Annotated in this window: 20 protein-coding genes; 8 read left to right on the forward strand and 12 right to left on the reverse strand. The window is 67.3% G+C overall.

Annotated features, from left to right (window positions below):
* Nucleotides 1–1,111: pseudouridine synthase (locus AC1DQ3_RS25130; RefSeq protein ID WP_477122870.1), on the forward strand; the 1,111-nt coding region annotated here is incomplete at its 5' end.
* A gap of 103 nt (nt 1,112–1,214) precedes the next feature.
* On the opposite strand, the gene AC1DQ3_RS25135 is transcribed toward AC1DQ3_RS25130, so the two are convergent.
* The 5 genes from AC1DQ3_RS25135 to smc are packed head-to-tail and all read right to left on the reverse strand — an operon-like array spanning nt 1,215 to nt 9,970.
* Complete coding sequence (locus AC1DQ3_RS25135; RefSeq protein WP_477122871.1) at nt 1,215–2,354, reverse strand: hypothetical protein; 1,140 nt, start codon at nt 2,352–2,354, stop codon at nt 1,215–1,217.
* A gap of 39 nt (nt 2,355–2,393) precedes the next feature.
* Entirely contained in the window at nt 2,394–2,927 is a 534-nt protein-coding gene (gene def, locus AC1DQ3_RS25140; RefSeq protein WP_477122872.1) for a peptide deformylase, read from the reverse strand.
* Nucleotides 2,924–5,041, reverse strand: a complete 2,118-nt coding sequence (gene ligA, locus AC1DQ3_RS25145) for an NAD-dependent DNA ligase LigA (protein WP_477122873.1) — start codon at nt 5,039–5,041, stop codon at nt 2,924–2,926. Before ligA ends, def begins: the two co-directional genes overlap by 4 nt.
* A gap of 34 nt (nt 5,042–5,075) precedes the next feature.
* Complete coding sequence (locus AC1DQ3_RS25150; protein ID WP_477122874.1) at nt 5,076–6,458, reverse strand: cell division protein ZipA C-terminal FtsZ-binding domain-containing protein; 1,383 nt, start codon at nt 6,456–6,458, stop codon at nt 5,076–5,078.
* Complete coding sequence (gene smc, locus AC1DQ3_RS25155) at nt 6,455–9,970, reverse strand: chromosome segregation protein SMC (RefSeq protein WP_477122875.1); 3,516 nt, start codon at nt 9,968–9,970, stop codon at nt 6,455–6,457. Before smc ends, AC1DQ3_RS25150 begins: the two co-directional genes overlap by 4 nt.
* A gap of 528 nt (nt 9,971–10,498) precedes the next feature.
* On the opposite strand from smc, the gene AC1DQ3_RS25160 reads away from it, so the two are divergent.
* Complete coding sequence (locus AC1DQ3_RS25160) at nt 10,499–11,302, forward strand: ferritin-like domain-containing protein (protein WP_477122940.1); 804 nt, start codon at nt 10,499–10,501, stop codon at nt 11,300–11,302.
* A 46-nt stretch (nt 11,303–11,348) separates the two neighbouring features.
* Here the strand turns inward: AC1DQ3_RS25160 and AC1DQ3_RS25165 are convergent, their stop codons facing one another.
* Entirely contained in the window at nt 11,349–12,329 is a 981-nt protein-coding gene (locus tag AC1DQ3_RS25165) for a DMT family transporter (protein WP_477122876.1), read from the reverse strand.
* Between the two features lie 162 nt (nt 12,330–12,491).
* On the opposite strand from AC1DQ3_RS25165, the gene dapC reads away from it, so the two are divergent.
* The 6 genes from dapC to prmB all read left to right on the forward strand — a co-directional run bounded on the left by dapC (nt 12,492) and on the right by prmB (nt 17,760).
* Nucleotides 12,492–13,709, forward strand: a complete 1,218-nt coding sequence (dapC, locus tag AC1DQ3_RS25170) for a succinyldiaminopimelate transaminase (protein ID WP_477122941.1) — start codon at nt 12,492–12,494, stop codon at nt 13,707–13,709.
* 59 nt (nt 13,710–13,768) lie between these two features.
* A complete protein-coding gene (gene dapD / locus AC1DQ3_RS25175; RefSeq protein ID WP_477122877.1) occupies nt 13,769–14,596 on the forward strand; it encodes a 2,3,4,5-tetrahydropyridine-2,6-dicarboxylate N-succinyltransferase in 828 nt (275 codons plus the stop codon).
* A 185-nt stretch (nt 14,597–14,781) separates the two neighbouring features.
* The gene (locus AC1DQ3_RS25180) at nt 14,782–15,141 is read left to right on the forward strand and encodes a hypothetical protein (protein ID WP_477122878.1); all 360 of its coding nucleotides are present in this window, start codon (nt 14,782–14,784) and stop codon (nt 15,139–15,141) included.
* A gap of 23 nt (nt 15,142–15,164) precedes the next feature.
* Nucleotides 15,165–15,512, forward strand: coding sequence for an arsenate reductase (locus AC1DQ3_RS25185; RefSeq protein ID WP_477122879.1), 348 nt, complete (start codon nt 15,165–15,167; stop codon nt 15,510–15,512).
* A gap of 176 nt (nt 15,513–15,688) precedes the next feature.
* Complete coding sequence (gene dapE / locus AC1DQ3_RS25190; RefSeq protein ID WP_477122880.1) at nt 15,689–16,840, forward strand: succinyl-diaminopimelate desuccinylase; 1,152 nt, start codon at nt 15,689–15,691, stop codon at nt 16,838–16,840.
* Between the two features lie 26 nt (nt 16,841–16,866).
* The gene (prmB, locus tag AC1DQ3_RS25195) at nt 16,867–17,760 is read left to right on the forward strand and encodes a 50S ribosomal protein L3 N(5)-glutamine methyltransferase (protein ID WP_477122881.1); all 894 of its coding nucleotides are present in this window, start codon (nt 16,867–16,869) and stop codon (nt 17,758–17,760) included.
* An 80-nt stretch (nt 17,761–17,840) separates the two neighbouring features.
* On the opposite strand, the gene AC1DQ3_RS25200 is transcribed toward prmB, so the two are convergent.
* The 6 genes from AC1DQ3_RS25200 to gsiC form a co-directional block, all read right to left on the reverse strand.
* On the reverse strand, nt 17,841–18,920 hold the full coding sequence (locus AC1DQ3_RS25200) for a M14 family metallopeptidase (protein ID WP_477122882.1): 1,080 nt from the start codon (nt 18,918–18,920) through the stop codon (nt 17,841–17,843).
* A 95-nt stretch (nt 18,921–19,015) separates the two neighbouring features.
* On the reverse strand, nt 19,016–19,822 hold the full coding sequence (locus tag AC1DQ3_RS25205) for a hypothetical protein (RefSeq protein WP_477122883.1): 807 nt from the start codon (nt 19,820–19,822) through the stop codon (nt 19,016–19,018).
* A 134-nt stretch (nt 19,823–19,956) separates the two neighbouring features.
* Nucleotides 19,957–20,769 (reverse strand): M55 family metallopeptidase, encoded by an 813-nt coding sequence (locus AC1DQ3_RS25210; RefSeq protein WP_477122884.1) that lies wholly within the window; start codon nt 20,767–20,769, stop codon nt 19,957–19,959.
* Complete coding sequence (locus AC1DQ3_RS25215; RefSeq protein WP_477122885.1) at nt 20,766–21,860, reverse strand: DmpA family aminopeptidase; 1,095 nt, start codon at nt 21,858–21,860, stop codon at nt 20,766–20,768. Before AC1DQ3_RS25215 ends, AC1DQ3_RS25210 begins: the two co-directional genes overlap by 4 nt.
* Before the next feature lie 21 nt (nt 21,861–21,881).
* Nucleotides 21,882–22,796, reverse strand: a complete 915-nt coding sequence (gene gsiD, locus AC1DQ3_RS25220) for a glutathione ABC transporter permease GsiD (RefSeq protein WP_477122886.1) — start codon at nt 22,794–22,796, stop codon at nt 21,882–21,884.
* Between the two features lie 11 nt (nt 22,797–22,807).
* Nucleotides 22,808–23,728, reverse strand: a complete 921-nt coding sequence (gene gsiC / locus AC1DQ3_RS25225; protein WP_477122887.1) for a glutathione ABC transporter permease GsiC — start codon at nt 23,726–23,728, stop codon at nt 22,808–22,810.
* Between the last annotated feature and the right edge of the window lie 87 nt (nt 23,729–23,815).

The following is a 23,815-nucleotide window of genomic DNA, read 5'->3' on the forward strand; positions in this document are numbered from 1 at the left end:
AGGCCAGGACCGTCCACGCCGTTTCGCACCCGGCGAAGGCCAGGACCGTCCGCGGCGTTTCGGCGCAGGCGAAGGTCAGGACCGTCCCCSTCGCTTTGCYGGCGAAGGCAATGATCGTCCGCGCAACTTCGGTCCCGGTGAAGGCCRGGACCGTCCCCGCCGTTTCGCACCCGGCGAGGGCCAGGACCGCCCTCGCCGCGTTGCCGCCGGGGACAACGAGCGCCCGCGCAACTTCGGTTCCGGTGAAGGCCAGGACCGTCCGCGCCGTTCGCACGACGGCGGCCAGGGCACGGGCCCGGAGCGCGTCGCGCCCGTGCGGCACGCGCCGCAGCCGAGCTCCGATGGCCTGGTGCGCCTGTCCAAGCGGATGTCCGAACTCGGGCTGTGCTCGCGCCGCGAAGCCGATGAATGGATTCCGCGCGGCTGGGTACTGGTCGACGGCCAGCCTGTCACCGAACTCGGCTCCCGCATCAGCCCGGACGCCAATATCGAGATCCACCAGGCCGCCCGCTCGGAACAGGGCGAACGCGTGACCGTACTGCTGCACAAGCCCGTCGGCTACGTGTCCGGCCAGGCCGAAGACGGCTACGAGCCGGCCGCGGTGCTGTTCGCGCCTGAGAACCAGTGGGAACTGGATCCCACCCGCAAGCGCTTCGCCCCGTGGCAGCGCAAGAGCCTGGCCCCCGCCGGCCGCCTCGACATCGACTCCACCGGCCTGCTGGTGCTGACCCAGGATGGCCGCGTCGCGCGGCACCTGATCGGCGAAGACTCGACGGTTGAGAAGGAATACCTGGTGCGGGTGAGCTGGGATTCGCCGGAAGGCCTGGTCGAGCGCGATATCTCGAAGGTCTTCCCCGTGGAGCTGATCGAGAAGCTGCGCCACGGCCTGTCCCTGGATGGCGAGGCGCTCAAGCCCGCCAAGGTCAGCTGGCAGAATGAAGAGCAATTGCGCTTTGTGCTGCGCGAAGGCAAGAAACGGCAGATCCGCCGCATGTGCGAACAGGTCGGCCTGCGGGTCGTGGGCCTGAAGCGCGTGCGCATGGGTCGCATCGTGCTGGGGGACCTGCCGGTCGGCCAGTGGCGCTTCCTCGGGGCGTTCGAGAAGTTCTGAACGCCGTCGCAATACCGTCTGCACGGCTACCCCGCCAGCGCCCAGCTCGCCGGCGCCAGTACGCCGTACCAGGCCTGCCGGGCCCTGCCCTACGCCGCTCGCGTCACAGCTGCGGCGCCCGGCAGGCCGCGCCATCCGCATTGGCCGACTCCGCCAGCCCGAATACGGCCCGGGCCCCGCATTGCGAACCCAGCATGCGCTCCTGGTCGTGGCCGACGCCGGCCACCTCGAAGGCCTGGTGGCGGCTCGGCGGAAGCTGGCTACCCAGCGGGGCGGCCAAATAGCGCTCGTATCGCAGGTAGCCGCGCGCCCGCTCCAGGCGCGTCGGCCCCTCGGCTTCGGCTCCGCATGCCTTGTCGAGCACGCGATGGTTGGGGTCGCTGTCTTCCGATCCCACCAGGTAGGTCACCTGGCGCTGCCGATAGCGGCGGAACAACGCCTCGCCCGTTGCGCCGCGCGCATAAGGAACCATGTCGCGCATGCCGTAGCGGTACTTGTCGTAAGCCGCGCAGACGGTCGTGTCATAGGGCGCAAAACCCTTGCCGCGCGGACGGTCCGGCGTGAAGTAAAGATAGGACGAAGGGTTCGCCACCACGTAGCGCAGGTCGATGCCGCCCGCGCGTATGCGTTCGTCGACGTTGTTCAGTACCGCATAGCGGTGCACGAGCTGCGCGCCGCCCGAGTGGCCGGCGATCGTCACGCGGGTCACCGCGGGATAACGCGTCTTGTCGGTCACCATGCCCACGAGATCGTCCAGCACCTGCAGCGAGCTGACCGAGTACGGTGGATTGACCGCATCCTCGCCGCCCATCCAGCCCTGCACGCTCCACACCGGCATGCGGTCGAACACCTTGCCCTTGGCCGCATCCGGCGTACCGGGAAAATTGGGCGCCAGCAACAGCACCTCGGCGGGATTGCGCCCGGTCTGCCTGAGCAGTTCCGCGCCGGCTGCGAAGTAATCGTCGCCGTTGCGCTGCAGCCCGTGCTGGACAAAGATTACCTCGCGGATGCCACGCAGGTCGCCGTCCAGCGGATGATTGGCGTAGACGGGGAAATCGTAGGCCTGGGCGCCAGTGCCAAGCCTGACGCGCTGCCACTGCGGGGCCGCGGCCGCTGGCGCCGCGATTGGCCTGGCCCGCGCAGCGACGTCGTCCGCTGCTGGCGCCGCGCAACCGAACTGCGCCGCGGCTGCAAGCGCAAGCAGCGCGATCGAGGCGCAATGCGCAAGGCGCAAAGTCTGCATGTCCTGTCTCCTGATGCCGGCGCCGGTCAGTCGTCGCGGTCAGTCGTCGCTATTGGGTGGCAGGTCGGGGAACAGCACCTCGGTGAAGCCAAAGCGCGTGAAGTCCCGCACGCGCATGGGATAAAGAATGCCCCGCAGGTGATCGCACTCATGCTGCACCACCCGCGCATGAAAATCCTCCGCAATCCGCTCGATACGCGCACCCTCCATGTCAAACCCGGTGTACTTCAGCCGGGTGTACCGAGACACCACCCCGCGCAGGCCCGGCACCGACAAACACCCCTCCCACGCCTCGTCCTGCTCAGCCCCGATCGGCGTCAGCTCAGGATTGATCAGCACGGTCTTGGGCACGGTCGGCGCATCCGGATAGCGTGGATTGCGGTCGAAGCCGAAGATCACCACCTGCAGGTCCACGCCGATCTGCGGCGCGGCCAGGCCAGCGCCGTTGGCGTGTTCCATGGTGTCGAACATATCGTCGACCAGGAGCCGCAACTCCGGCGTATTGAAGCGCGTGACCGGACGCGCTACCTGCAGCAGGCGTGGATCGCCCATCTTGAGAATGTCACGGATCATGCTTGATCTCCGGGGTTAAGCTCGGCCAGCAACGCCAGCATGCCGGCTTCGTCGAGCACGGGCACGCCGAGCGCCTCGGCCTTTTCCAGTTTGCTGCCGGCTTCCGCGCCGGCCACCACATAGTCTGTCTTCTTCGACACCGAACCGGCCACCTTGGCGCCAGCGGCTTCCAGCCTTTCCTTGGCTTCCTCGCGTGACAGCGTGGGCAGCGTGCCGGTCAGCACGAAGGTCTTGCCGGCCAGCGGCGCGGGCGCGGCGCGCGCCGCCGGCTCGCTCTCCTGCCAGTGCACGCCGGCGGCGCGCAGTTGCTCGATGACCTCCACATTGTGCGGCTCGGCGAGGAAATTGGCGATCGACTGCGCCACCACCGGGCCGACGTCGTTGACCTCCAGCAGGGCAGCCTCGTCGGCAGCCAGCAGGCCATCGAGCTTGCCGAAATGCCTGGCCAGGTCCTTGGCCGTCGCCTCGCCCACGTGGCGGATGCCCAGCGCGAAGACAAAGCGGTTGAGCGTGGTCCCGCGCGAGGCCTCGATGGCGGCCACCAGGTTGGTGGCCGATTTGTCGGCCATCCGCTCCAGCGCCGCCAGCTTGGCCACGCCAAGCTTGTAGAGGTCGGCTGGCGTATGCACGATGCCCAGGTCCACCAGTTGCTCGACCACCTTGTCGCCCAGGCCTTCGATATCCATGGCACGGCGCTGCGCGAAATGCAGCAGCGCCTGCTTGCGCTGGGCCGCGCAGATCAGCCCGCCGGTACAGCGCGCGATCACCTCGCCTTCGAGCTTCTCGATATGCGAACCGCACACCGGGCACGTGGTCGGCATGACAAAGGCACGGGCATCGGCGGGCCGGCGCTCCGGCACCACCGCCACCACTTCCGGAATCACGTCGCCGGCGCGCCGCACGATCACGGTATCGCCGATATGCACGTCCTTGCGCCGGATCTCGTCTTCGTTGTGCAGCGTGGCATTGGTCACCGTCACGCCGCCCACGAACACCGGCGCAAGACGCGCCACCGGCGTGATGGCGCCGGTACGCCCAACCTGCACTTCGATGTCCTCGACCACCGTGGTCATTTCCTGTGCGGGAAACTTGTGCGCCAGGGCGAAGCGCGGCGCGCGCGACACAAAGCCAAGCCGCTCCTGCCCGGCCAGCGCGTTGACCTTGTAGACCACGCCGTCGATGTCGTACGGCAAGGCCGCGCGGCGCTCGCCCACCCTGCGGTAGAAGTCCAGCAGCCCCTGGGCGCCGCGCACTACCGCGCGCTCGGCGCAGACCGGCATGCCCAGTTCGGCGAACCAGTCAAGCATGGCGCTGTGCGATTCGGGACGCGGCGCGCCCTGCAGCTCGCCAAGCCCGTAGGCGAAGAACGACAGGGGACGCTTCGCGGTGATGCGCGGATCGAGCTGGCGCAGGCTGCCGGCGGCGGCATTGCGCGGATTGACGAAGGTCTTCTCCCCCGCCTCGGCCTGCCGCGCGTTGAGCTTGTCGAATTCGCGGCGGTACATGAAGACCTCGCCGCGCACTTCCAGTACCGCCGGCGTGGCGCCCCGCAAACGCAGCGGGATGGCCTTGATGGTGCGTACGTTGGCCGTCACGTCTTCGCCGGTCTCGCCGTCGCCGCGCGTGGCGGCCTGCACCAGCCGGCCATCTTCATAGCGCAGGGACATGGCCAGGCCGTCGAACTTCAGCTCGCTGGCATATTCCACGGCGTCGGCGGAGCTGAACAGGTCGGCCGTGCCCTCGGCCGGCACGGTGCGCCCCAGCCCCTGCGCGCAACGGCGGTCGAAGGCCAGCACGTCTTCGTCCTCGAAGGCGTTGTTGAGCGAGAGCATCGGAATGGCATGGCGCACTGTGTCGAAGACCGACAGCGGCTGCCCGCCCACGCGCTGGGTGGGCGACTCCGGCGTGAGCAATTCGGGATGGGCCGCCTCGATGTCCTGCAGTTCGCGGAACAGCGCGTCGTATTCCGCATCGGGAACCGACGGCGCGTCGAGCACGTAATACTGGTAGTTATGCCGTTCCAGCTCGGCGCGCAGCCAGTCGGCGCGCGCGGCGGGAGAATCGCCGGCAGGTGCGGGGGCTTGCGCCGCCGCACCTTCTCGTTTGGAACTCATGCTGAATGACCGGATCGGTTGTCTTACTGCCGTTTCAGAGACTGAACAAACGTAGCGTCACGGGCGAGCCCGCGGGCATGCCGCGCGCCTCAAGCTTGTCATAGAGCGCTTGCAGCTGGCCGAAGATGGCGACGAAGGACGACTCGCTCAGCGCACGCATATTGTCGTCGACCAGTTGGGCGCCCATGCGCTGCGCCAGGCTGTAGCCATATTCGCACACTGTCTTGAACGGCTTGGTCGCCTGCGCCGCGGACGGCACGTCGAGCAGCAGCGTGATCTGGCGGCCAGCCTTGGCCGTGAGGTCGTCGCGCAGGAAGTTCGTGTCGCCGAACTGCAGCGTGAACAAGACACGCTGCACGCCGTCGGCGCCGGCCTGGTAGCGGGTGAAGCGGGTACCGTCGCGCGACAGCACCAGCCCGTCCTGGGTCGCCACCGTCTGCACGTAGGCTGCCGACCAAGGCGCGCCATCGGAGATCACGTTGACGCCAAGCTGCACATCGCAGCTCGCGGCGAACGCATCCAGCTCGCGGCCGTTGGCGACCGTCTCGGTCATGTCGGGCAGCTCGGCCGAGGCGTCCAGCGCCTCAGCCAGCGCTTCCACCGCATTGACGAACTCGGAAAACTCCAGCGCATTGAGCGCACCGCCCCGGTTGGCGAGCTGCACCGCCACCTGCAGGTCTTCATACTGATGGCCGGCCGTGACGGCTTCCCAGGCATTGGCTTCGCTGCGCAGGCCCTCGATATGCACTTGCTTGGTCCCCGCCCGGCGCAGGCGGCCGGTGAGCGGCAGGATGCGGTCGCCCGGGCTCTTGCGCTCCAGATGCAGCGGCACGATGCAGTCGATCAGCGGATCGATCACCGCCGGCGTGGGCTGGCCTTCGGCTACGGCGGGCTCGACGTAGGCCTCTTTGCGCGGCGCGGCTTCCTGCTGTGGCGCTGCCTGGCGTTCGCCGTCCATGTGCCCGGCTTGCTCGGCTTGCCCGGCTTGCCCGGCGCGCTCCGCATGCACTGYCGCCTGGCCAGCCGCGGCTTGCGCTGCTTCGGCCTGCGCCGGCTTGCGCGCGGCTGCGTGGCCGGAAGCCGGCGCAGCCGCGATGGCGACTTCGTCGGCTACCGCCTCGTCGGCATCCGCCGAGCTGGCGGCCATGCCGGCCGCCACGGCCGCGGCGTCCAGCGGCGAGGCGGACAGGGTGGGCTCGCGCCGCTCGACCTGGTGGTCGGCGGGCGGCTCGTGCAGCCTGGCGCTGACTTCCGGCGTCACCACCGGGCTCACCACCGGCTCGCGCATGGGCGGCACGTCGTCTTCGGGCTGCAGCGCGCGCGGGCGGCGCGCCTTGCGGATCTGCCATTGGTTGTAGGCCACGACCAGCAGCAGCAGGACAATGCCTGCCACGATAAGGGCAGTCTGGAGCGTCATGCCGCCTCCGCCATCGAGATCGCTGCGTCCATATCCACGGCGACGATACGCGAAACACCTTGCTCCTGCATCGTCACGCCAATCAACTGGTGTGCCATTTCCATTGCGATTTTATTGTGGGAAATGAAAACAAACTGGGTCTTGTCCGACATGCGCGCCACCATATTGGCGTAGCGCTCGGTATTGGCATCGTCAAGCGGCGCGTCCACCTCGTCCAGCAGGCAGAATGGCGCAGGATTGAGCTGGAACATGGCAAACACCAGCGCAATCGCGGTCAGGGCCTTCTCGCCGCCGGACAGCAGGTGGATGGTCGAGTTCTTCTTGCCCGGCGGCTGCGCCATCACCTGCACGCCCGCGTCGAGGATTTCATCGCCGGTCATGATGAGCTTGGCCTGGCCGCCGCCGAACAGCGACGGGAACAGCTCGCCGAAGTGATGATTGACCTGATCGAAGGTCCCCTGCAGCATCGCGCGGGTTTCCTGGTCGATCTTGTGGATTGCGTCTTCCAGCGTGGTGATGGCGTCGAGCAGGTCGGCCGATTGCGCATCGAGGAAGGTCTTGCGCTCGCGCGCCGCCGCCAGTTCGTCCAGCGCCGCCATGTTCACCGGCCCAAGCGCATTGATGGCATTGTTCAGGCGGGTGACTTCGCCCTGCAGGTAGGACGGCTTGAGGTCCGGGGTCAGCTTCTCGGCCAGCGCGGTCTCGTCCACCTCGGCGGTGGTCAGTTGCTCGCTGAACTGCTCCTGGTTCAGGCGTGCGGCCTGTTCCTTGAGCTGCATTTCCGTAATGCGGTCGCGCAGCGGTTGCAGGCTGCGTTCGGCGGCCAGGCGCTGGTCGTCGTACTGGCGCAGTTGCGCCGACAGCGCGTCGAGTTCGGTGCGGGCCAGGCCGAGCTTCTCTTCCTTCTCGGCGCGGCGTTCGAGCGCGTCCTGCAGGCCGGTGTGGGCGGTCTGCTCGTTGATGGTTTCCAGCTCGGCGCGGGCGTCTTCCAGCGACTGGGCCAGGCGTTCCGTCTGGTCGCCGGCGGTCTGGATATTGCGGCGCAGCTCTTCGATGCGGTTGACAAGATTGCGCTCGGCGAACAGCGCTTCCTGCGCCGCGCGCTCGAAGTCGCGCAACTGGTGCCGTGCCGACGACAGCTTGCTGTCCAGCGCCTCGAAGGCCATCTGGTGGTCTTCGTGGGTGGCCTGCATCTCGGCCAGCGCGGTGTCGTGCTGCTCGAAGCTGGCTTCGGACTCGGCGCGGATGGCGCGCTGCTCTTCGATCTGCGCGGCGATTTCCGCCAGTTCCTCGCGGATCTGCCCGCTGCGCGCGGCATAGCGCTCCATGGCCTGCGACAGCTTGAGCACATCCATCTGCAGCGCGTGCACGCGGCGGGTGGCCTGCTCGCTGCGCCCGCGCGCCTCGGTGAGCGCGGCGCTGGCCTGGGTGTAGGCCGCTTCGGCGCGTACCGCCTGGCTCCTGGCCTCGTCGGACAGCAGCAGCTGGGCGCGCGCCTGCTTCTGCAGGTTCTCGATCTCCTGCTCGCGGGCCAGCATGCCGGCCTGCTCGGAATCGGCAGCATAGAGCTGGACCGAACTGCGGCCCACCAGATGGCCCTCGGCCACCACGAAGGACGCGCCTTCCGGCAGCGTGGCGCGCTGCGCCAGCGCCGAGGCCATGTCGGTGGCGGTGTAGATATCGGCCAGCCAGTCCTGCATCACGGCACGGATGCCAGGCTCGGTGATCTGCACCAGCGCCATCAGCGGGCGCAGGCCGGCAGGCACTTCCTGCGGGCGCGCGGCCGGCGGCGGCGAGTAGAAGGCCAGCTTGGCGGGCGGTGCGTCGGACAGGAAGGACTTGACCCAGTCCAGATTGGAGACTTCCAGCGCGGCGAGCTTCTCGCGCAGCACGGATTCCAGCGCGCTTTCCCAGCCCGGCTCGATATGGAGCTTCTTCCACAGGCGCGGCAGTTCGGCCAGGCCATGCCTGGCCAGCCAGGGCTGCACCTTGCCTTCGGTCTGTACGTTTTCCTGGAGCTGCCTGAGCGCGCTCAGGCGCGCTTCCAGCGACGCGATCGCGGCGGCTTCGCTCTGCACGCGCTCGTGCGCGCTGCGGCGCTCGGCGTCCAGGCGCGGCACGGTCTCGGCGGAATCGGCCAGGATGGCCTGCGCCTCTTCCACCACGGCTTCCTGCTCGGCCAGTTCGGCGCGCTGCTCTTCCAGGCGGATTTCATCGGGGCGGTCGAGCCCTTTCTCCTCGCCGGACAGGCGCTCCCTGCGCTGCTCCAGCTGCTGCAGCATCTGGTCGGCGCTGCGCTGCTGCGCGGCTTCGAGCTTGAGTGCCTGCTCGGCCTGCATGATGCTGGCGCGCTGTTCGTTGGAGAGCGTCTGGGCATCGCGCCACTGGGCTTCCAGCGTGGGCAGCTCGTCGGTCTTGTGCGCCACCGCCTCCTGGGCCTCGACGGTGCGGCCTTCGGCCACCGCCAGCTCTTCCTCGGCCTGCGCGAGGGAATCGGTGGCCTGCCCGGCCTTGCCCTGCCACTGTTCGCGCTGGCCGGTCAGGGCGGCGATCTGCGCCTGCACGCGGTTGCGCGACTCCACCACATAGCGGATCTCGGCTTCGAGCTTGCTGACCTCGGCATTGGCTTCGTACAGCGCGCCCTGCGCGGTGTGCATATTGTCCGACGCCGCATAGTGCGCGGCGCGCATGGTTTCCAGCTCGGCCTCGACGTGGCGCAACTGCGCGGTCTGCGCCTCCAGGTCGATCTGCGCCTGCGCGATGGCGCGGGTGTGCCGCTCCTGCTCGGCCTGGGCTTCGCGCTTGCGCAACAGCCACAGCAGGTGCTGTTTTTCCTCGCCGTCGGCCTGCAGCGTCTTGAAGCGCTGGGCCACTTCGGCCTGGCCTTCGAGCTTGTCCAGGTTGGCGCCGAGTTCGCGCAGGATATCCTCGACGCGGGTCAGGTTCTCGCGGGTGTCGGACAGGCGGTTTTCGGTCTCGCGGCGGCGTTCCTTGTACTTGGACACGCCGGCGGCCTCTTCCAGGAAGATCCGCATGTCGTCGGGCTTGGCCTCGATGATCCGCGAGATCATGCCCTGCCCGATGATGGCGTAGGCGCGTGGCCCCAGGCCGGTGCCCAGGAAGATGTCCTGGATATCGCGGCGGCGCACGGCCTGGTTATTGATGTAGTAGGAGGACGTGCCGTCGCGGGTCAGCACCCGCTTGACGGCGATCTCCGCATATTGGCTCCATTGCCCGCCCGCGCGCCCCTCGGGGTTGTCGAACACCAGTTCGACGCTGGCGCGCCCGGACTGCTTGCGGGCGGTGGAGCCATTGAAGATCACGTCCTGCATGGACTCGCCGCGCAGCTCGGAGGCACGCGACTCGCCCAGCACCCAGCGCACCGCATCGATGATGTTCGATTTGCCGCAGCCGTTGGGACCGACGATGCCGACCAGTTGGCCGGGCACTTGAAAATTGGTGGGATCGACGAAGGACTTGAAGCCCGCCAGCTTGATCGAGGACAGTCGCACGGTTGGTCGTGGGGTATCTAGCGTAATGCAGCGTTCAGGAAGCCGGGCCCCAACGCGAAGCGGGGCGACGCGTGCCGCTTGCGCCCCATGCCTGGCTCTTGTGCCCGATAGTTGGCGCTAATCATACCATCGCGCCTTCCGCGTCCGGGCGCTTTCCGGGCTTAGCGCGAGCCATTTCCCTGGGATGTGCAAGCCATTTCCAATGCACTTTTTCCGCCCTCCCGTCCTACACTCCGGGCGGCCCTGCGCTTGACGCGCAGGGCTCATCCCGCCTGAAAGGAAACCACCGAGACGCCACTAGATGAACACTTCAGGAAACTTCCAAGGGTTAATGCTAGTCTCTCCATTGTCAGCGTGATCCTTGATGCCCATTGCGCGCTTCACCCCGAAGCTGGCGCACTGGTCTGTTCGGTTCAACGTGAAACCTGCTTCGCGACTCTTCTGGGAGTGTTCAGCATGACCGCCTTCACACCGGCGACATCACACGAAAGCTGGCCCGGTCAGGCCGCCGACCCTGTGGCGAAAGCGCTGCCCTGGTCTCTCGACCAGATCGACTACCAGGGGATCGACATCGCCCACGTACGGCCCGATCGCGAATTGTTCTACCTGCTGGTGTCCGCCTCCTTTGTCGAGAGCGGCTCGGACACGTATGCCGGCAACCTGGCAAGCTATTACGCCGCCCATCCGGAAGCCTCCGGCTGGCTGTCCGAACACTGGGAGGCCGAGGAACTCCAGCATGGCCTGGCCCTGCGCCGCTACGTCGAACATGTCTGGCCGGAGTTCGACTGGGAGCGCGGTTACGCGCGCTTCTTCGAGGAATACCGCCACACCTGCTCGTCGGACAATTTTGAGCCGTCCGAGGCACTTGAAATGGCGGCCCGGTGTGTCGTCGAAACCGGCACCGCGGCGCTCTACCGCTCGCTGGAGCAGGCCAGCAACGAACCGGTACTGCGCAACCTGACGCGCCGCATCGCCGACGACGAAGTGCGCCACTACAAGCACTTCTACCGCTATTTCAACCACTTCAACGGGGTGGAACAGCTTGGCCGCCTGCGCGTGCTGGGCGCGCTGGTGCGCCGCTTGCTGGAAATCAAGAACGAAGACGCGGAGATCGCACTGCGCAACGTGCTGCGCATCGAGCGCGGCACCGAGCAAATTCCGCAGAAAGACGTGCGCAAGCTCAATTCCAGGGTCAGCGCGGTTATCCGGCGCAACCTGCCGATCGAGATGACGGTCAAGATGCTGCTGCGCCCGCTGCACCTGCACGCCGGTGTCGAGCGGGCCATTCGCAAGCCGCTGGTGGCGGTGGTCTCGCGGGTGATGCTTTATTGAAATTATTGAAGTTATTGAAGTTATTGAACTAGCGGGATTACCGGGATCACTGAGGCTGCAGCGCCTGGCCGCCCGCCCCCGCCTCGCCGGTCTCGCAATGTGCCCTGGTGCGGTACACCAGCCCGGACAAAGCACCGGCCGCCACGATGCACAGGCCACCGGCGGCTTCCTTCCAGCTCAGCGTCTCGGTTGCCAGCCACCACGACGAGACCGCCGCGATCACGATCTCGAACAGCATCAGCAGCGATACCCGGTTGGCCGGAAGGCGCTGCAGCCCGTACTGGACCACCGAATTGCTCAGCACCAGGGTGGCGGCCAGGCCCAGCATCAGCACCAGGCCGCCCCAGCCGATCGCCGGCGCCAGCGCGACGCCGCCCGGCTCGAGCCAGAGCGCGCAGGGCAAGCTGACCGCGGTGCAGCCCAGGTAGACCATCACGGTGCGCAGGCGCGCGTCCATTTCCGGATAGCGCTGGCCAGCCCGGCGCGACAGCACGTTGTTCACGGCGAAGCCCATGCCGCCAATCAGGCCGGACCATTCGGCGGCATGCGTCGGCAGCGGCAGGCCGACTTCCGGCGTCCACAGCATCAGGCCCGCGCCGGACAGCGCCAGCCCCACCAGCAGCAAGCCGGCCGCCGACAGCTTTTCGCCCAGGAAAGCGCGGGCGAACAGGGCCGTCCACACCGGCGTCAGGTAGAACAGCAGCAAGACCCGCATCACATGGCCGTTGACGCTGCCCCATACGAACCCGGCATTGGTCACGCCGGCCGCAAGCCCGATCGCAAGGAACAGCCAGGACCAGCGCAGGCCGCCCAGGTGGCGGGCGAAGGCCAGCAGCGCAATCAGCGCGGCCATGGCGCTCACCAGCGCCGCCGCCGTCATGCCGCCCAGTCCCCAGCCGGCCAGCAGCCGGTACGGAAACCAGGCGATGCCCCAGACCGAGGCGCCCATCAGGATGGAAAAGGTGGATTTGAAGACATGCGGCTCGGCACTGGCCGGGGCCGTGGAAGGGGCAGGCAAATTGCTCATGAAAGCGAGGTAAGGCTGCCAACCGGGCAGCTTGTCGGTGTACGGTATTGGAAAATCGTCGAGACACGGGCCACGCTGCGGGCCCTTGCGGCGCACGGGAAAGCCCGGCAATCCTTTATAATGACCGGCTTTGAGCTTGGCCCTACCGGCCTGAACCTGACCGTGAATCCCCGCCTCGACCTGCTCCAGCCCTATCCGTTCGAAAAACTGCGCGTGATGCTGGCTGACGTCAAACCGAACGGTGCGTTGCCCGCGATCAGCTTCGGCATTGGCGAACCCAAGCATCCCACACCTGAATTCATCAAGACGGCGCTGTCGGACGCCCTGGCGGGGCTGGCGAATTATCCCACAACGGCCGGATCCGATGCACTACGACAGTGCATTGCCGCGTGGCTCCAACGCCGCTACGGCCTGCCGGCGGTCAATGCCGCCACCGAGGTGCTGCCGGTGACCGGCTCGCGCGAGGCGCTGTTCGCCTTTGCCCAGACCGTGATCGACGCCGGCCAGCCTGGCGCGCTGGTGCTCTGCCCCAACCCGTTCTACCAGATCTACGAAGGCGCGGCGCTGCTGGCCGGCGCCACGCCGGTGTTTGCCAACAGCGACCCGGCGCGTAATTTCGCCCCGGCCTTCGACCGCATCCCGGCCGATACCTGGGCCAGGGTGCAACTGGTCTACGTGTGCTCCCCGGGCAACCCGACCGGCGCCGTGCTGTCGCTGGAAGACTGGCGCGAGCTGTTCGCGCTGTCCGACCGCCACGGCTTCGTGATCGCCTCGGACGAGTGTTACTCGGAAATCTATTTCAAGGAGGGCGAGCCGCCGCTGGGCGCGCTGGAAGCGGCGCATAAGCTGGGCCGCGCCGAGGGCGCCCATCCCTTCGAGCGCCTTGTGATGTTCTCCAGCCTGTCCAAGCGCTCCAATGTGCCCGGCCTGCGCTCGGGCTTTGTGGCCGGCGATGCCACCCTGCTGAAGAAATTCCTGTTATACCGTACCTATCACGGCGGCGCCATGAACCCGGCGGTGCAGGCAGCCAGTGTGGCGGCCTGGAACGACGAGGCCCATGTGCGCGACAATCGCGCGGCCTATGCGCGCAAGTTCGCCGAGGTCACGCCGATGCTGGCCGAGGTGCTGGACGTGGCGCTGCCCGATGCCGGCTTCTACCTGTGGGCGGATGTCTCGCGCACCGGCCTGTCGGATACCGGATTCGCCGCCCGGCTGCTGGCCGAGCAGAATGTCACGGTGCTGCCGGGCAGCTACCTGGCGCGCGAGGCCGACGGCATCAACCCGGGCGCCAACCGGGTGCGCATGGCACTGGTGGCCACGCCCGGGGAATGCCTGGAAGGCGCGCGGCGCATCGTCGCCTTCTGCAAGTCGCTGGGCTGAGCCAGCGCGCCACGTACCGAGTTTGTTGTAGACAACGATCAACCACTGAAAACACGCATATGACGCAAGCACTGCAAGACCTGATCGACCAGGCATGGGAAGACCGCGCCAGCCTCTCGCCCAAGTCCGCCCCCAACGACATCCGCGAAGCCGTGGCAGCCGTGATCGGCCAGCTCGACAGCGGCGCCCTGCGCGTGGCCCAGAAGCAAGGCAAGGAATGGATCGTCAACCAGTGGATCAAGAAGGCCGTGCTGCTGTCGTTCCGCCTGGAAGACAACGCGCCGATGTCCGCCGGCGGCTTCGCCCAGTTCTACGACAAGGTGCCGACCAAGTTCGCCAACTGGACCGCTGACGACTTCGCCAAGGGCGGCTTCCGCGTGGTGCCGCCGGCCGTGGCCCGCCGCGGTTCGTTCATCGCCAGGAACGCCGTGCTGATGCCGTCGTACGTCAACATCGGCGCGTACGTCGATGAAGGCACCATGGTCGACACCTGGGCCACCGTCGGTTCCTGCGCCCAGATCGGCAAGAACGTCCACCTGTCGGGCGGCGTCGGCATCGGCGGCGTGCTCGAGCCGCTGCAGGCCAACCCGGTCATCATCGAAGACAACTGCTTCATCGGCGCGCGCTCCGAAGTGGTGGAAGGCGTGATCATCGAGGAAAACTCGGTGATCTCGATGGGCGTGTACCTCGGCCAGTCGACCAAGATCTATGACCGCGAAACCGGCGAGATCCATTACGGCCGCGTGCCGGCCGGCTCGGTGGTGGTGGCGGGCAACCTGCCGTCCAAGGATGGCAAGTACAGCCTGTACTGCGCCGTGATCGTCAAGAAGGTGGATGCGCAGACCCGCGCCAAGACCAGCCTGAACGACCTGCTGCGCGGCGACTGATTCCGCCGGCAGCAAAAAGGGGAGCACGCTCCGCCCGGAACCGCGCGCATGCGCGGCCGGTCTGAACCGGAATGCCGGATCAGAACGCTAACGCTGCCAACGCTCCCCGTCCCCAGCTTCCCCACGGTGCCCGTTCCCCGGGCGCCGCCGCCGGCCTGCGCTGGCCCGCCCTTCGCAAGCGACTCATGGCCCTGGACCCTACCACCGTCACCACCGTTCTCTCGCTGTTGCCCACCATCCTCGAACAGGCCAACAAGACCATCGAGAAGATCAGGAAAGGCAAGCGCAAGGACGATGGCACCGACGCGCCAGGCCCGGACTCGCGCGATGCGGCGGCCCGCATCGCCGACCTGGAAAACGCCGCCATGCAGCAGGCCGAGGCCGTCAAGCTGCTGGCCGAGCAACACGCCATCACCATCGAGGCCCTGCGGCGCGAGGCCGCTCGGCTGGAGCGCCGGCTGCGCCTGATGACGGCGGTGGCCATGGCCGGTTTCGCGCTTGGCCTTGCCGGCCTGGTGGTCGCCCTCAACCTCTTGCTGCGCTAGCCCCTGGCTGGCCCGATTCCGCCATGACCGTCCTGCTCTACGGCATCCCCAACTGCGATACCGTCAAGAAAGCCCGTACCTGGCTCGAAGCCAATGGCGTGGCGTACACCTTCCACGACTTCAAGAAGCAAGGCGTGGACGAAGCCATGCTGCGCGGCTGGCTCGCGCATGTGCCGCTGACCACCCTGCTCAACCGCAAGGGCACCACCTGGCGCGCGCTGTCGGATGCCGACAAGGCCAGCGCCGGGCAGGAAGCCGGCGCGATCGCGCTGATGCAGCAAAGCCCGTCGCTGATCAAGCGGCCGGTGCTGGCGCACAAGCGCAGTGTCAGCGTGGGGTTTTCGCCGGATAATTACGCCAGTATTTTTTGACTGTGCTGGCTCGGCAAGCCGGGCGAAGTGCGTAGCGCGTCGCCGTTGCCAGCGCCCGCGCTCTCCCCCGGCCCTTCTCCCGCAAGCGGGAGAGGGGAGCAAACAGCCGGTTCTACAGGCCAGGCGCCTGCAGCCGGGCCCCACATCGAAGTCCGCTGGACCCATTGATTCCTCTCATGACCGCCACCCTCGCCCTCACCGAAGACCTGATCCGCCGCCGCTCCGTCACGCCCGCCGATGAAGGCTGCCAGGCCGTGCTGGAAACCCGCCTGAAGGCGCTCGGCTTTGCCTGCGAAGCCATCGTCAGCGGCCCGGACGATTTCCGCGTGACCAACCTGTGGGCCGTCAAGCGCGGCACGCGCGGCCAGGACGGCAAGCTGCTGGCCTTTGCCGGCCATACCGACGTGGTGCCCACCGGCCCGCTGGAGCAATGGGGCTCCGACCCCTTCCAGCCTTCGCACCGCGACGGCAAGCTGTACGGCCGCGGCGCCGCCGACATGAAGACCTCGATCGCCGGCTTCGTGGTGGCGGTGGAAGAATTCGTCAAGGCCCATCCGGACCACGCCGGCTCGATCGCCTTCCTGATCACCAGCGACGAGGAAGGCCCCGCGCATGACGGCACCGTCAAGGTGGTCGAAGCGCTGCAGGCGCGCGGCGAGCGGCTCGATTACTGCGTGGTGGGCGAGCCCACCTCGGTCGACACGCTGGGCGACATGGTCAAGAACGGCCGCCGCGGCTCGCTCTCGGGCAAGCTCATCGTGAAGGGCGTGCAAGGCCATATCGCCTACCCGCACCTGGCGAAGAACCCCACCCACCTGGCCGCGCCCGCGCTGGCCGAACTGGTGGGCGAGCGCTGGGACGAAGGCAACGAGTACTTCCCCGCCACCAGCTGGCAGATGTCGAATATCCATGCCGGCACGGGCGCCACCAATGTGATCCCGGGCCAGGTCGCCATCGACTTCAATTTCCGCTTTTCCACCGCCAGTACGCCCGAAGGCCTGAAGGCACGGGTGCATGCCATCCTGGACCGCCACCAGTTCGACTACGACCTGGCCTGGACCCTGGGCGGCGAGCCCTTCCTGACCGCGCGCGGCGATCTCTCCGAAGCGCTGGCCGCTGCCATCGCTGCGGAAACGGGCGTCAAGGCCGAACTGTCCACCACCGGTGGCACCTCCGATGGCCGCTTTATCGCCAGGATCTGCCCGCAGGTGATCGAGTTCGGGCCGCCCAATGCCAGCATCCACAAGATCGACGAGCACGTGGAAGTGCGCTTTATCGAACCCCTGAAAAACATTTACCGCGGTGTGCTGGAACGGCTGATCGCCTGACCGCGCCGCGTAACAAGAAAGAGCTCATGGCCACCTCCTCTCCCCTGCTCACCGTGCGCGACCTGCTGCGCTACGCGGTCTCGCGCTTCACGCAAGCCAAGCTGTCCTTTGGCCATGGCAGCGCCAATGCCTACGACGAAGCGGCCTACCTGACACTGCATACGCTGCACCTCCCGCTTGACACGCTCGACCCCTTCCTCGACGCGCGCCTGCTGCCCGAGGAAGTCGACGCCGTGCTGAAGGTCATCGAGCGCCGCGTCACCGAGCGTGTGCCCGCGGCCTACATCACCAACGAAGCCTTCATGCATGGCCTGCGCTTTTACGTGGACGCGCGCGTGATCGTGCCGCGCAGCTTCGTTGGTGAACTGCTGCATGAAGGACTGGAACCCTGGGTCGGCGACAGCGCCGGAATCGGCCCGGTGCTGGAACTGTGCACCGGCTCCGGCTGCCTGCCCATCATCGCCGCGCACGTCTGGCCGAAGGCCCGCATCGACGCAGTCGACATCTCGCCGGACGCGCTGGCGGTGGCCCGCCGCAACGTGGCGGACTACAAGATGGAAGACCGCATCAGCCTGTACGAGGGCGACCTGTACGCACCCCTGCCGGCCGGCGCCAGATATGATGTGATCCTCACCAACCCGCCCTACGTCAACGAGCGCTCCATGCAAGCGCTGCCGGCCGAATACCAGGCCGAGCCGCGCATTGCCCTGGCCGGTGGCGACGACGGCATGGACGTGGTCCGGCGCATCATCGCCGGCGCCAAGGCCCATTTGAATCCGGGTGGCGCGCTGGTGGTAGAGATCGGCAACGAGCATGCCAATGTGGAAGCGGCATTCCCAGACCTGGAGATCGTCTGGCTGCCGGTCAGCGCCGGCGAAGAGCAGGTGTTCCTGCTGACCTATGAGGCGCTGCCGGGCTGAGTCCAGCCTCCTGGCAGGCGCGTAAATGCAGCAAGGGCCGGAATCCTCCGGCCCTTGCTGCATGCGTTCAGCCGCCAGCGCTACCAGCCGGCCAGCCCCTTTACCAGCGCCTCGCGCACCTGCGCCACCACGCTCTCGCGCCAGTCATCGGCATCGCCATAGAACGCATGCCACATCGCCTGCCTGATCAGATTCCGCTGCCCCTCGTCCGCCTCCGGATGCAGATGCAGCCAATGGTCGCCACGCAGCGCCTCCAGCACCTCGGGAACCGGCAAAGTGCCAAACTCCAGCGCAATACCGCTGTAGTCCAGCGCCGGCAACGTCTGCGGCACCGCCACCCAGGCCATGCCGTGGAGATTGGCCGAAGCCGACGAGCCGTCGTAGATCGAAGTGACATTGCCGCCCCAGATCGCGCGCGCCTTGTCGATCTGCTCCGCACGGTCCGGCCCCATGTAAATCGGCTCGCCATAGCCCCACGGCCCCAGGCCGGTGTGCAGGTCGATCCAGCGCAAGGCCTCGCGTCCGGTGCCGAAGCGTGCCAGGATGCGGCGCAACGTGTAGTTGCTCCACGTCGCCTTGTGGCCGCCGAAGAACAGGCCTTCCGGCGCGTCGTACTGCCCGGCGCTCACCGCCGCCTGGTACCAGGCCATTCCCTTTTCCGCCGCAGCCTTCATCAGCCTTGCCTGGTCGGCCCCGGAGGGTGGCCATTGCACGGGCAGCAGCATCGGCGCCACCTCGGCATATGGCGCGTTCTCCGGCAGCGGCCGGGTGAAATCCATGAAATTGCGGTTGAGGTCGACGTTGTCCTCGTTGACGCGCCGCATATGCGAGAAGCCGTAGGGATTGACCGCATGCACCAGCAGCAGCGCCACGCCGGCATCGGCGCATGCTTGCAGCAACGCCCCATCGCCCAGCATGGCGACCTGCGCACCGGAGCCGCAGAAACCCTCCACGCCATGCATGCCCGAAGTCAGCAGCAGGAAGCGCCTGGCCCCGGCGTCGCCGACCCACGCCACGTCCATGGCCAGTTCCTCGCCTTCGCTGCCACGTTTGGTGGGATGGGGAAAATCGGTCAGCGCGGCGCCGGCGGCGTGCGCGGCATTGCGAAATTTTTGCCTGGCTTCGGCATAGCTGCGGGAAAAGCTGGTGTGCAAGGACATGACAGCAAGTTTCGCGCTTGGCGAGGGGTGAAGGTGCCCCTATTGAACGCCAACTTGCCCGACAATGCCATCGGAAGCCACCCGCAGCCGGACAGCTAGCCCTTGCCGCCCTTGCCGTCCCTGGGGTCCGCCGGTGCGGCCTCGCGCGGCAGCAGGGAGCGGAAGGCATGCGGATGCATCTCGATCCCGGCGGCGGCGATCTGTGCGGCGGACAGTACCAGGTGGCGCGCCAGCCAGTCATGGATGCTGCGCAGGAACCTGCGTTGCTCCAGCCGGTTGGAATCCTTGATCACGCGCTCCAGCTTGACGTGGGCGGTGTAGACATCGAGCAGGTTGATGCACTTGAGCTTGGGCGGCGTGGTCGCGCTGCGCTCGATGGCAAGAATGCGCTTGACTTGGGCATCCGGCAATTCGCCGCTTTCCATATAGGCCCGATAGGCCTCTTCCAGTGCCGGGAAGCGCACGGTCGGCTGCACGCGCGGCACGCTGGCCACCTTTTCCATGCGCAGGACCAGGTAGCGGATGGCGGCCGCGCGCCGCAGCGCGGCGTCGCCGGCCTGGCCGCCACGCGCGCCAGCGGCAACGGCTCGCGCCCGCTTCACTGCGGGGGTAGGTGCCTCGAACTCGTCGTTGTCCGCGTCAGTCGGTTCTGGCACGGGTTGGCCCGCATCTCGCTCCGTGTAGTCGGGAACGAGGTCGAGCAGGCCCGGCGAGGCCAGCACGGCACGCGCGCAGGCCTCGCCGAAGGGGTGCTCGTGACCCTGTGCGTCACGCAGGATATAGGCCTGGCCGTTGCCGAAGCCGTGATGCCGGCCACGGCCGACATGCTGCCGGCAACGCGTGCCGGGTTCGACGAAATCCTTGCGTACGGGGGTCCAGCTCCCGTCGTTGACTGCGATCATGAATCTGCGTTTGCCTGCGTTTGCCTGCGTTTGCCTGTTGCCCGTGGATACTGCCGGTGGCCCGCCGCCCAGGGCGTGCCACCCGCTATTGTCCACCATCGCGCCAGCGCCGGCCATGCAGGCCAGGCAACGCCCTACTTCAGCATGAATGACATCGCCGACAGGCAGTTCAGCATGCGCACGGCCGCCTGCACCGAGGCGGCCTCGAACACCAGCGTGACGCCATCCTCGCGTTCCAGCGTGGGCCACTGGCAGAACAGGTCGGCGAACGCCGGGCTCTGGGTCTGCAGACGGCAACGGATCGGCCCTTCCAGCTTCAGGGGGCGCCCGTGCGCATTGCGCACCGCGAGTTCGGCGGCAGCGGCGATGGCCTCGCGGGAGGCGGCAGGCGACAGCGTGGTGCCGCTGCCGTTGCCACTGGCCTCCTTGGTCTGCACATAGCGCACCCAGGACATCAGCGGGCGGGTTTCATTGACGAAGACATCGTCACCGCTGGCCATCAGCACCGGCACGCCGAATTCGCCCGCCAGCGCGCCATACAGCCCGGCCTCGCCCAGCTCCTGTCCGTTGAGCCAGATGCGCGCGAACGCGCCGCTGTTGATGGTGTGGGCCAGGATGCCGCGGCTCTGCGCGCGGCCGTGGTAGCCGATCATGAAGACGCCATCGCAGCCCTGCACGCCGGCCATCATGCCGAGGTAGCGCGGCTTGCCCAGCACCAGGCGCGCACGCGGGTCGAGCTGGTCGGGCAGCAGGTTGCGGAAACCGCCGTGGGAGTCGTTGACCAGCACATCGGTGGCGCCGCCGGCCAAGGCGCCCTGCACGGCCGCATTGGCCTCCGCCGTCATCCAGGCGCGGGCGCGTTCGTACTCGCCGTTGCCGGCACGCGTCTGCTCGGGATGGAAAACGCCGGCTACGCCTTCGATGTCGGCGGAAATCAGGATCTTCATGGATGAGGGAGATTCGGTTCGTCGGTGCCGGAGCGCTGCAGCCATTGCGGCAGGCCGGGCATCAGTTCGCGCAGTGCGACGCGCTGGTGGCCATCGCGGCCTTGCACGGTTTCGGCCTGCCACAGCGCATGCAGGATGGCCTGCTCGATGCTGTCGGCGGCGGCGTGGAACAGCGCATCGAGCCGCGTCTCATGCAGCATGGCCAGGGCCGGCATGGGTGCGTCGGCTTGCTGGGGCACGGTGTAGGCGGTAGAGAAAGCGAGCGCGATATCGCCCGAGCCGTGGCCGAACACCGAGCCTGTGCGCGCCAGGCCCGCGCCCGCGCGCAGCGACAGGCGGCGCAATTGCCGGGCGTCGACCGGCGCGTCGGTGGCCAGGATCATGATGATCGAGCCTTTTTCCGGGCCGGATTCCACTTGCGCCTGTGTATGCGCCTGCAGCCGCTCGGACAGCAGGCCGCCGATGCGCGTGCCGGCCACGGTGAAGGTGGGCATGGTACCGAAGTTCGCCTGCACCAGCGCGCCCACATGGTGTTCGCCCACCTGGCGCGAAGCGGAGCCGATGCCGCCCTTCAGCCCGAACGACGACATCCCGCGCCCTGCCCCGACCGCGCCCTGCGCGAAGTCGGCGCCGGCCGCGGCGCAGGCATCCGTGTAATGCATTTCCCGTACCGCCATCGCCTGGATGTCGTTGAGGTAGCCGTCGTTGCACTCGAACACCAGCGGGTTGACCGTGGGCCAGGCCCGGCCGATCTCCGGATTGGCCGCAATGGCCTGGCGGATCTGCGCCTGCGCAAGCGCGCCCACGGCAAAGGTATTGCTCAGCGCGATGGGCGTCTCCAGCACGCCGAGCTCTTCCACCTGCACCAGGCCCACGCTCTTGCCGAAGCCGTTGAGCACGGTCGCGGCGGCCGGCACCTTGGCGGTGAACAGGTTGCCGCCGTGCGGCAGCACCACCGTCACGCCGGTCTGGCAAGCGCCGTCGGCCAGCGTGCAGTGACCGACCGTCACGCCCGGCACGTCGGTGATGCTGTTGCGCGCGCCGGCTGGCAACCCGCCGATATGCGGCATGTGCGGCATGCGTTCGGACATGTGCGTGCGTTCCTTGCGTCGTCAGCGGCGGTCGATCTTCGGATCCAGCGCGTCGCGCAGGCCGTCGCCCAGCAGGTTGAAGGCCAGCACGGTCAGGAAGATCGCCAGGCTGGGGAAGATCGCCACGTGCGGCGCGGTCACCATGTCGGCGCGCGCCTCATTGAGCATGGCGCCCCACTCCGGCGTGGGCGGCTGCGCGCCCAGCCCAAGGAAGGACAGGCTGGCGGCGGTGATGATGGAGGTGCCGATGCGCATCGAGAAATACACCACGATGGACGAAATGGTGCCCGGCAGGATATGCCGCATCAGGATGGTGAAGTCGGACGCGCCGATGCTGCGCGCCGCTTCCACATAGGTCAGGCGCTTGAGCATCAGCGTATTGCCCCGCACCAGGCGGGCAAAGGCCGGGATGCTGAACACCGCCACCGCGAAGATCACATTGGTCATGCCGTTGCCGAGGATGGCGACGATGCCGATCGCCAGCAGGATGCCGGGGAAGGCAAACAGCACGTCCGAGATACGCATCACGATGCGGTCCCACCAGCCCTCGTAGTAGCCGGCCAGCAGGCCAAGCACGGTGCCGACGATGGCGCCGATGATGACCGAGAAGAAACCGGCCGCCAGCGAGATGCGGGCGCCGGCCAGGATGCGGCTGAAGATATCGCGCCCGAGCGAATCCACGCCGAACCAGTGCGCGGCGGAGGGGCCGGCATTGAGCGCGTCGTAGTCGAAGAAATTCTCCGGGTCGTAGGGCACCAGGTGCGGCGCGAAGATCGCCACCGCCACCAGCAGCAGCACGAATACGCCGGCGCCCAGCGCCAGGTGCTGCTTGCGGAATTTGCGCCAGAACTCGGTCCAGGGCGTGCGCACGGCCTCTTGCGCGATGGCTGCGGCCTCGACGGCATCGCCGTTGACAGGCGTGGAAAGCTGGGTCATGCCGGCCTCTCTTACTTGTAGCGAATGGCGGGGTTGATGACGGTGTACAGCACGTCGACCACCAGGTTGATCAGGATGAACTCGAGCGAGAACAGCAGTACCTCGGCCTGGATGACCGGGTAGTCGCGCATCTCGACCGCGTCCACCAGCAGGCGTCCAAGGCCGGGCCAGTTGAACACCTTCTCCACCACGATCGAGCCGCCCAGCAGGAAGCCGAACTGCAGGCCCATCATGGTCACCACGGGAATCATGGCATTGCGCAGGCAGTGCTTGGCCACCACCAGGAACTCGCCCACGCCCTTGGCGCGCGCGGTGCGCACGAAATCCTCATTCAGCACCTCGACAAAGGAAGCGCGGGTAAAACGGGCCATCACGGCGGCCACCGCGGCGCCCAGCGTGATCGACGGCAGGATGTAGTGCTTCCAGGAATCCGCACCGATCGACGGCAACCAGCCCAGTTGCACCGAGAACACTTCCATCAGCAGCATGCCCAGAGCAAAGGCGGGAAAGGAAATACCCGACACCGCCAGCGTCATGCCGAGGCGGTCGGGCCAGCGATTGCGCCATACCGCCGAGCTGATCCCGATCACCATGCCGAAGATTACCGCCCACATCATCGACGCCAGCGTCAGGTACAGCGTCGGCTTGAAGCGGTCGCCGATTTCCTCGCTGACCGGGCGCTTGGTGCGCAGCGAATTGCCGAACTCCCAGCGCAGGGCGTTCGAGAAGTATTTCACGAACTGCTCGGGCAGCGGCTTGTCCAGGCCGAGATCGCGGCGCACCAGTTCCACCGTGGCCTGGTCGGCCTCGGGGCCGGCCGCGAGCCGGGCGGGATCGCCGGGCAACAGGTGGACGAACAGGAACACCAGCACTGCCACGATCAGCAATGTGGGGATCACGCCCAGGAATCGTTTAAGAAAGTAATTCAGCATGGAGCACCGGATGATTGGAGACCGCGGGCCGCCTGCCCTGCCCCCGCATCTGTGGACAGGCGGCCTTGCACGGCTTACTGCGCTTTA

The organism is Cupriavidus sp. 01T418 (genome assembly GCF_056398885.1).

What these genes read in the sequence shown, in the direction of transcription:
- AC1DQ3_RS25185 (WP_477122879.1), top strand. Translation starts at nt 15,165, where the DNA reads ATGACCGTCCTGCTCTACGGCATCCCCAACTGCGATACCGTCAAGAAA.
- dapE (WP_477122880.1), top strand. Translation starts at nt 15,689, where the DNA reads ATGACCGCCACCCTCGCCCTCACCGAAGACCTGATCCGCCGCCGCTCC.
- ligA (WP_477122873.1), bottom strand. Translation starts at nt 5,041, where the DNA reads ATGAGTTCCAAACGAGAAGGTGCGGCGGCGCAAGCCCCCGCACCTGCC.
- AC1DQ3_RS25135 (WP_477122871.1), bottom strand. Translation starts at nt 2,354, where the DNA reads ATGCAGACTTTGCGCCTTGCGCATTGCGCCTCGATCGCGCTGCTTGCG.
- AC1DQ3_RS25210 (WP_477122884.1), bottom strand. Translation starts at nt 20,769, where the DNA reads ATGAAGATCCTGATTTCCGCCGACATCGAAGGCGTAGCCGGCGTTTTC.
- AC1DQ3_RS25180 (WP_477122878.1), top strand. Translation starts at nt 14,782, where the DNA reads ATGGCCCTGGACCCTACCACCGTCACCACCGTTCTCTCGCTGTTGCCC.
- gsiD (WP_477122886.1), bottom strand. Translation starts at nt 22,796, where the DNA reads ATGACCCAGCTTTCCACGCCTGTCAACGGCGATGCCGTCGAGGCCGCA.
- prmB (WP_477122881.1), top strand. Translation starts at nt 16,867, where the DNA reads ATGGCCACCTCCTCTCCCCTGCTCACCGTGCGCGACCTGCTGCGCTAC.
- AC1DQ3_RS25165 (WP_477122876.1), bottom strand. Translation starts at nt 12,329, where the DNA reads ATGAGCAATTTGCCTGCCCCTTCCACGGCCCCGGCCAGTGCCGAGCCG.
- AC1DQ3_RS25215 (WP_477122885.1), bottom strand. Translation starts at nt 21,860, where the DNA reads ATGTCCGAACGCATGCCGCACATGCCGCATATCGGCGGGTTGCCAGCC.
- dapD (WP_477122877.1), top strand. Translation starts at nt 13,769, where the DNA reads ATGACGCAAGCACTGCAAGACCTGATCGACCAGGCATGGGAAGACCGC.
- def (WP_477122872.1), bottom strand. Translation starts at nt 2,927, where the DNA reads ATGATCCGTGACATTCTCAAGATGGGCGATCCACGCCTGCTGCAGGTA.
- AC1DQ3_RS25200 (WP_477122882.1), bottom strand. Translation starts at nt 18,920, where the DNA reads ATGTCCTTGCACACCAGCTTTTCCCGCAGCTATGCCGAAGCCAGGCAA.
- gsiC (WP_477122887.1), bottom strand. Translation starts at nt 23,728, where the DNA reads ATGCTGAATTACTTTCTTAAACGATTCCTGGGCGTGATCCCCACATTG.
- AC1DQ3_RS25205 (WP_477122883.1), bottom strand. Translation starts at nt 19,822, where the DNA reads ATGATCGCAGTCAACGACGGGAGCTGGACCCCCGTACGCAAGGATTTC.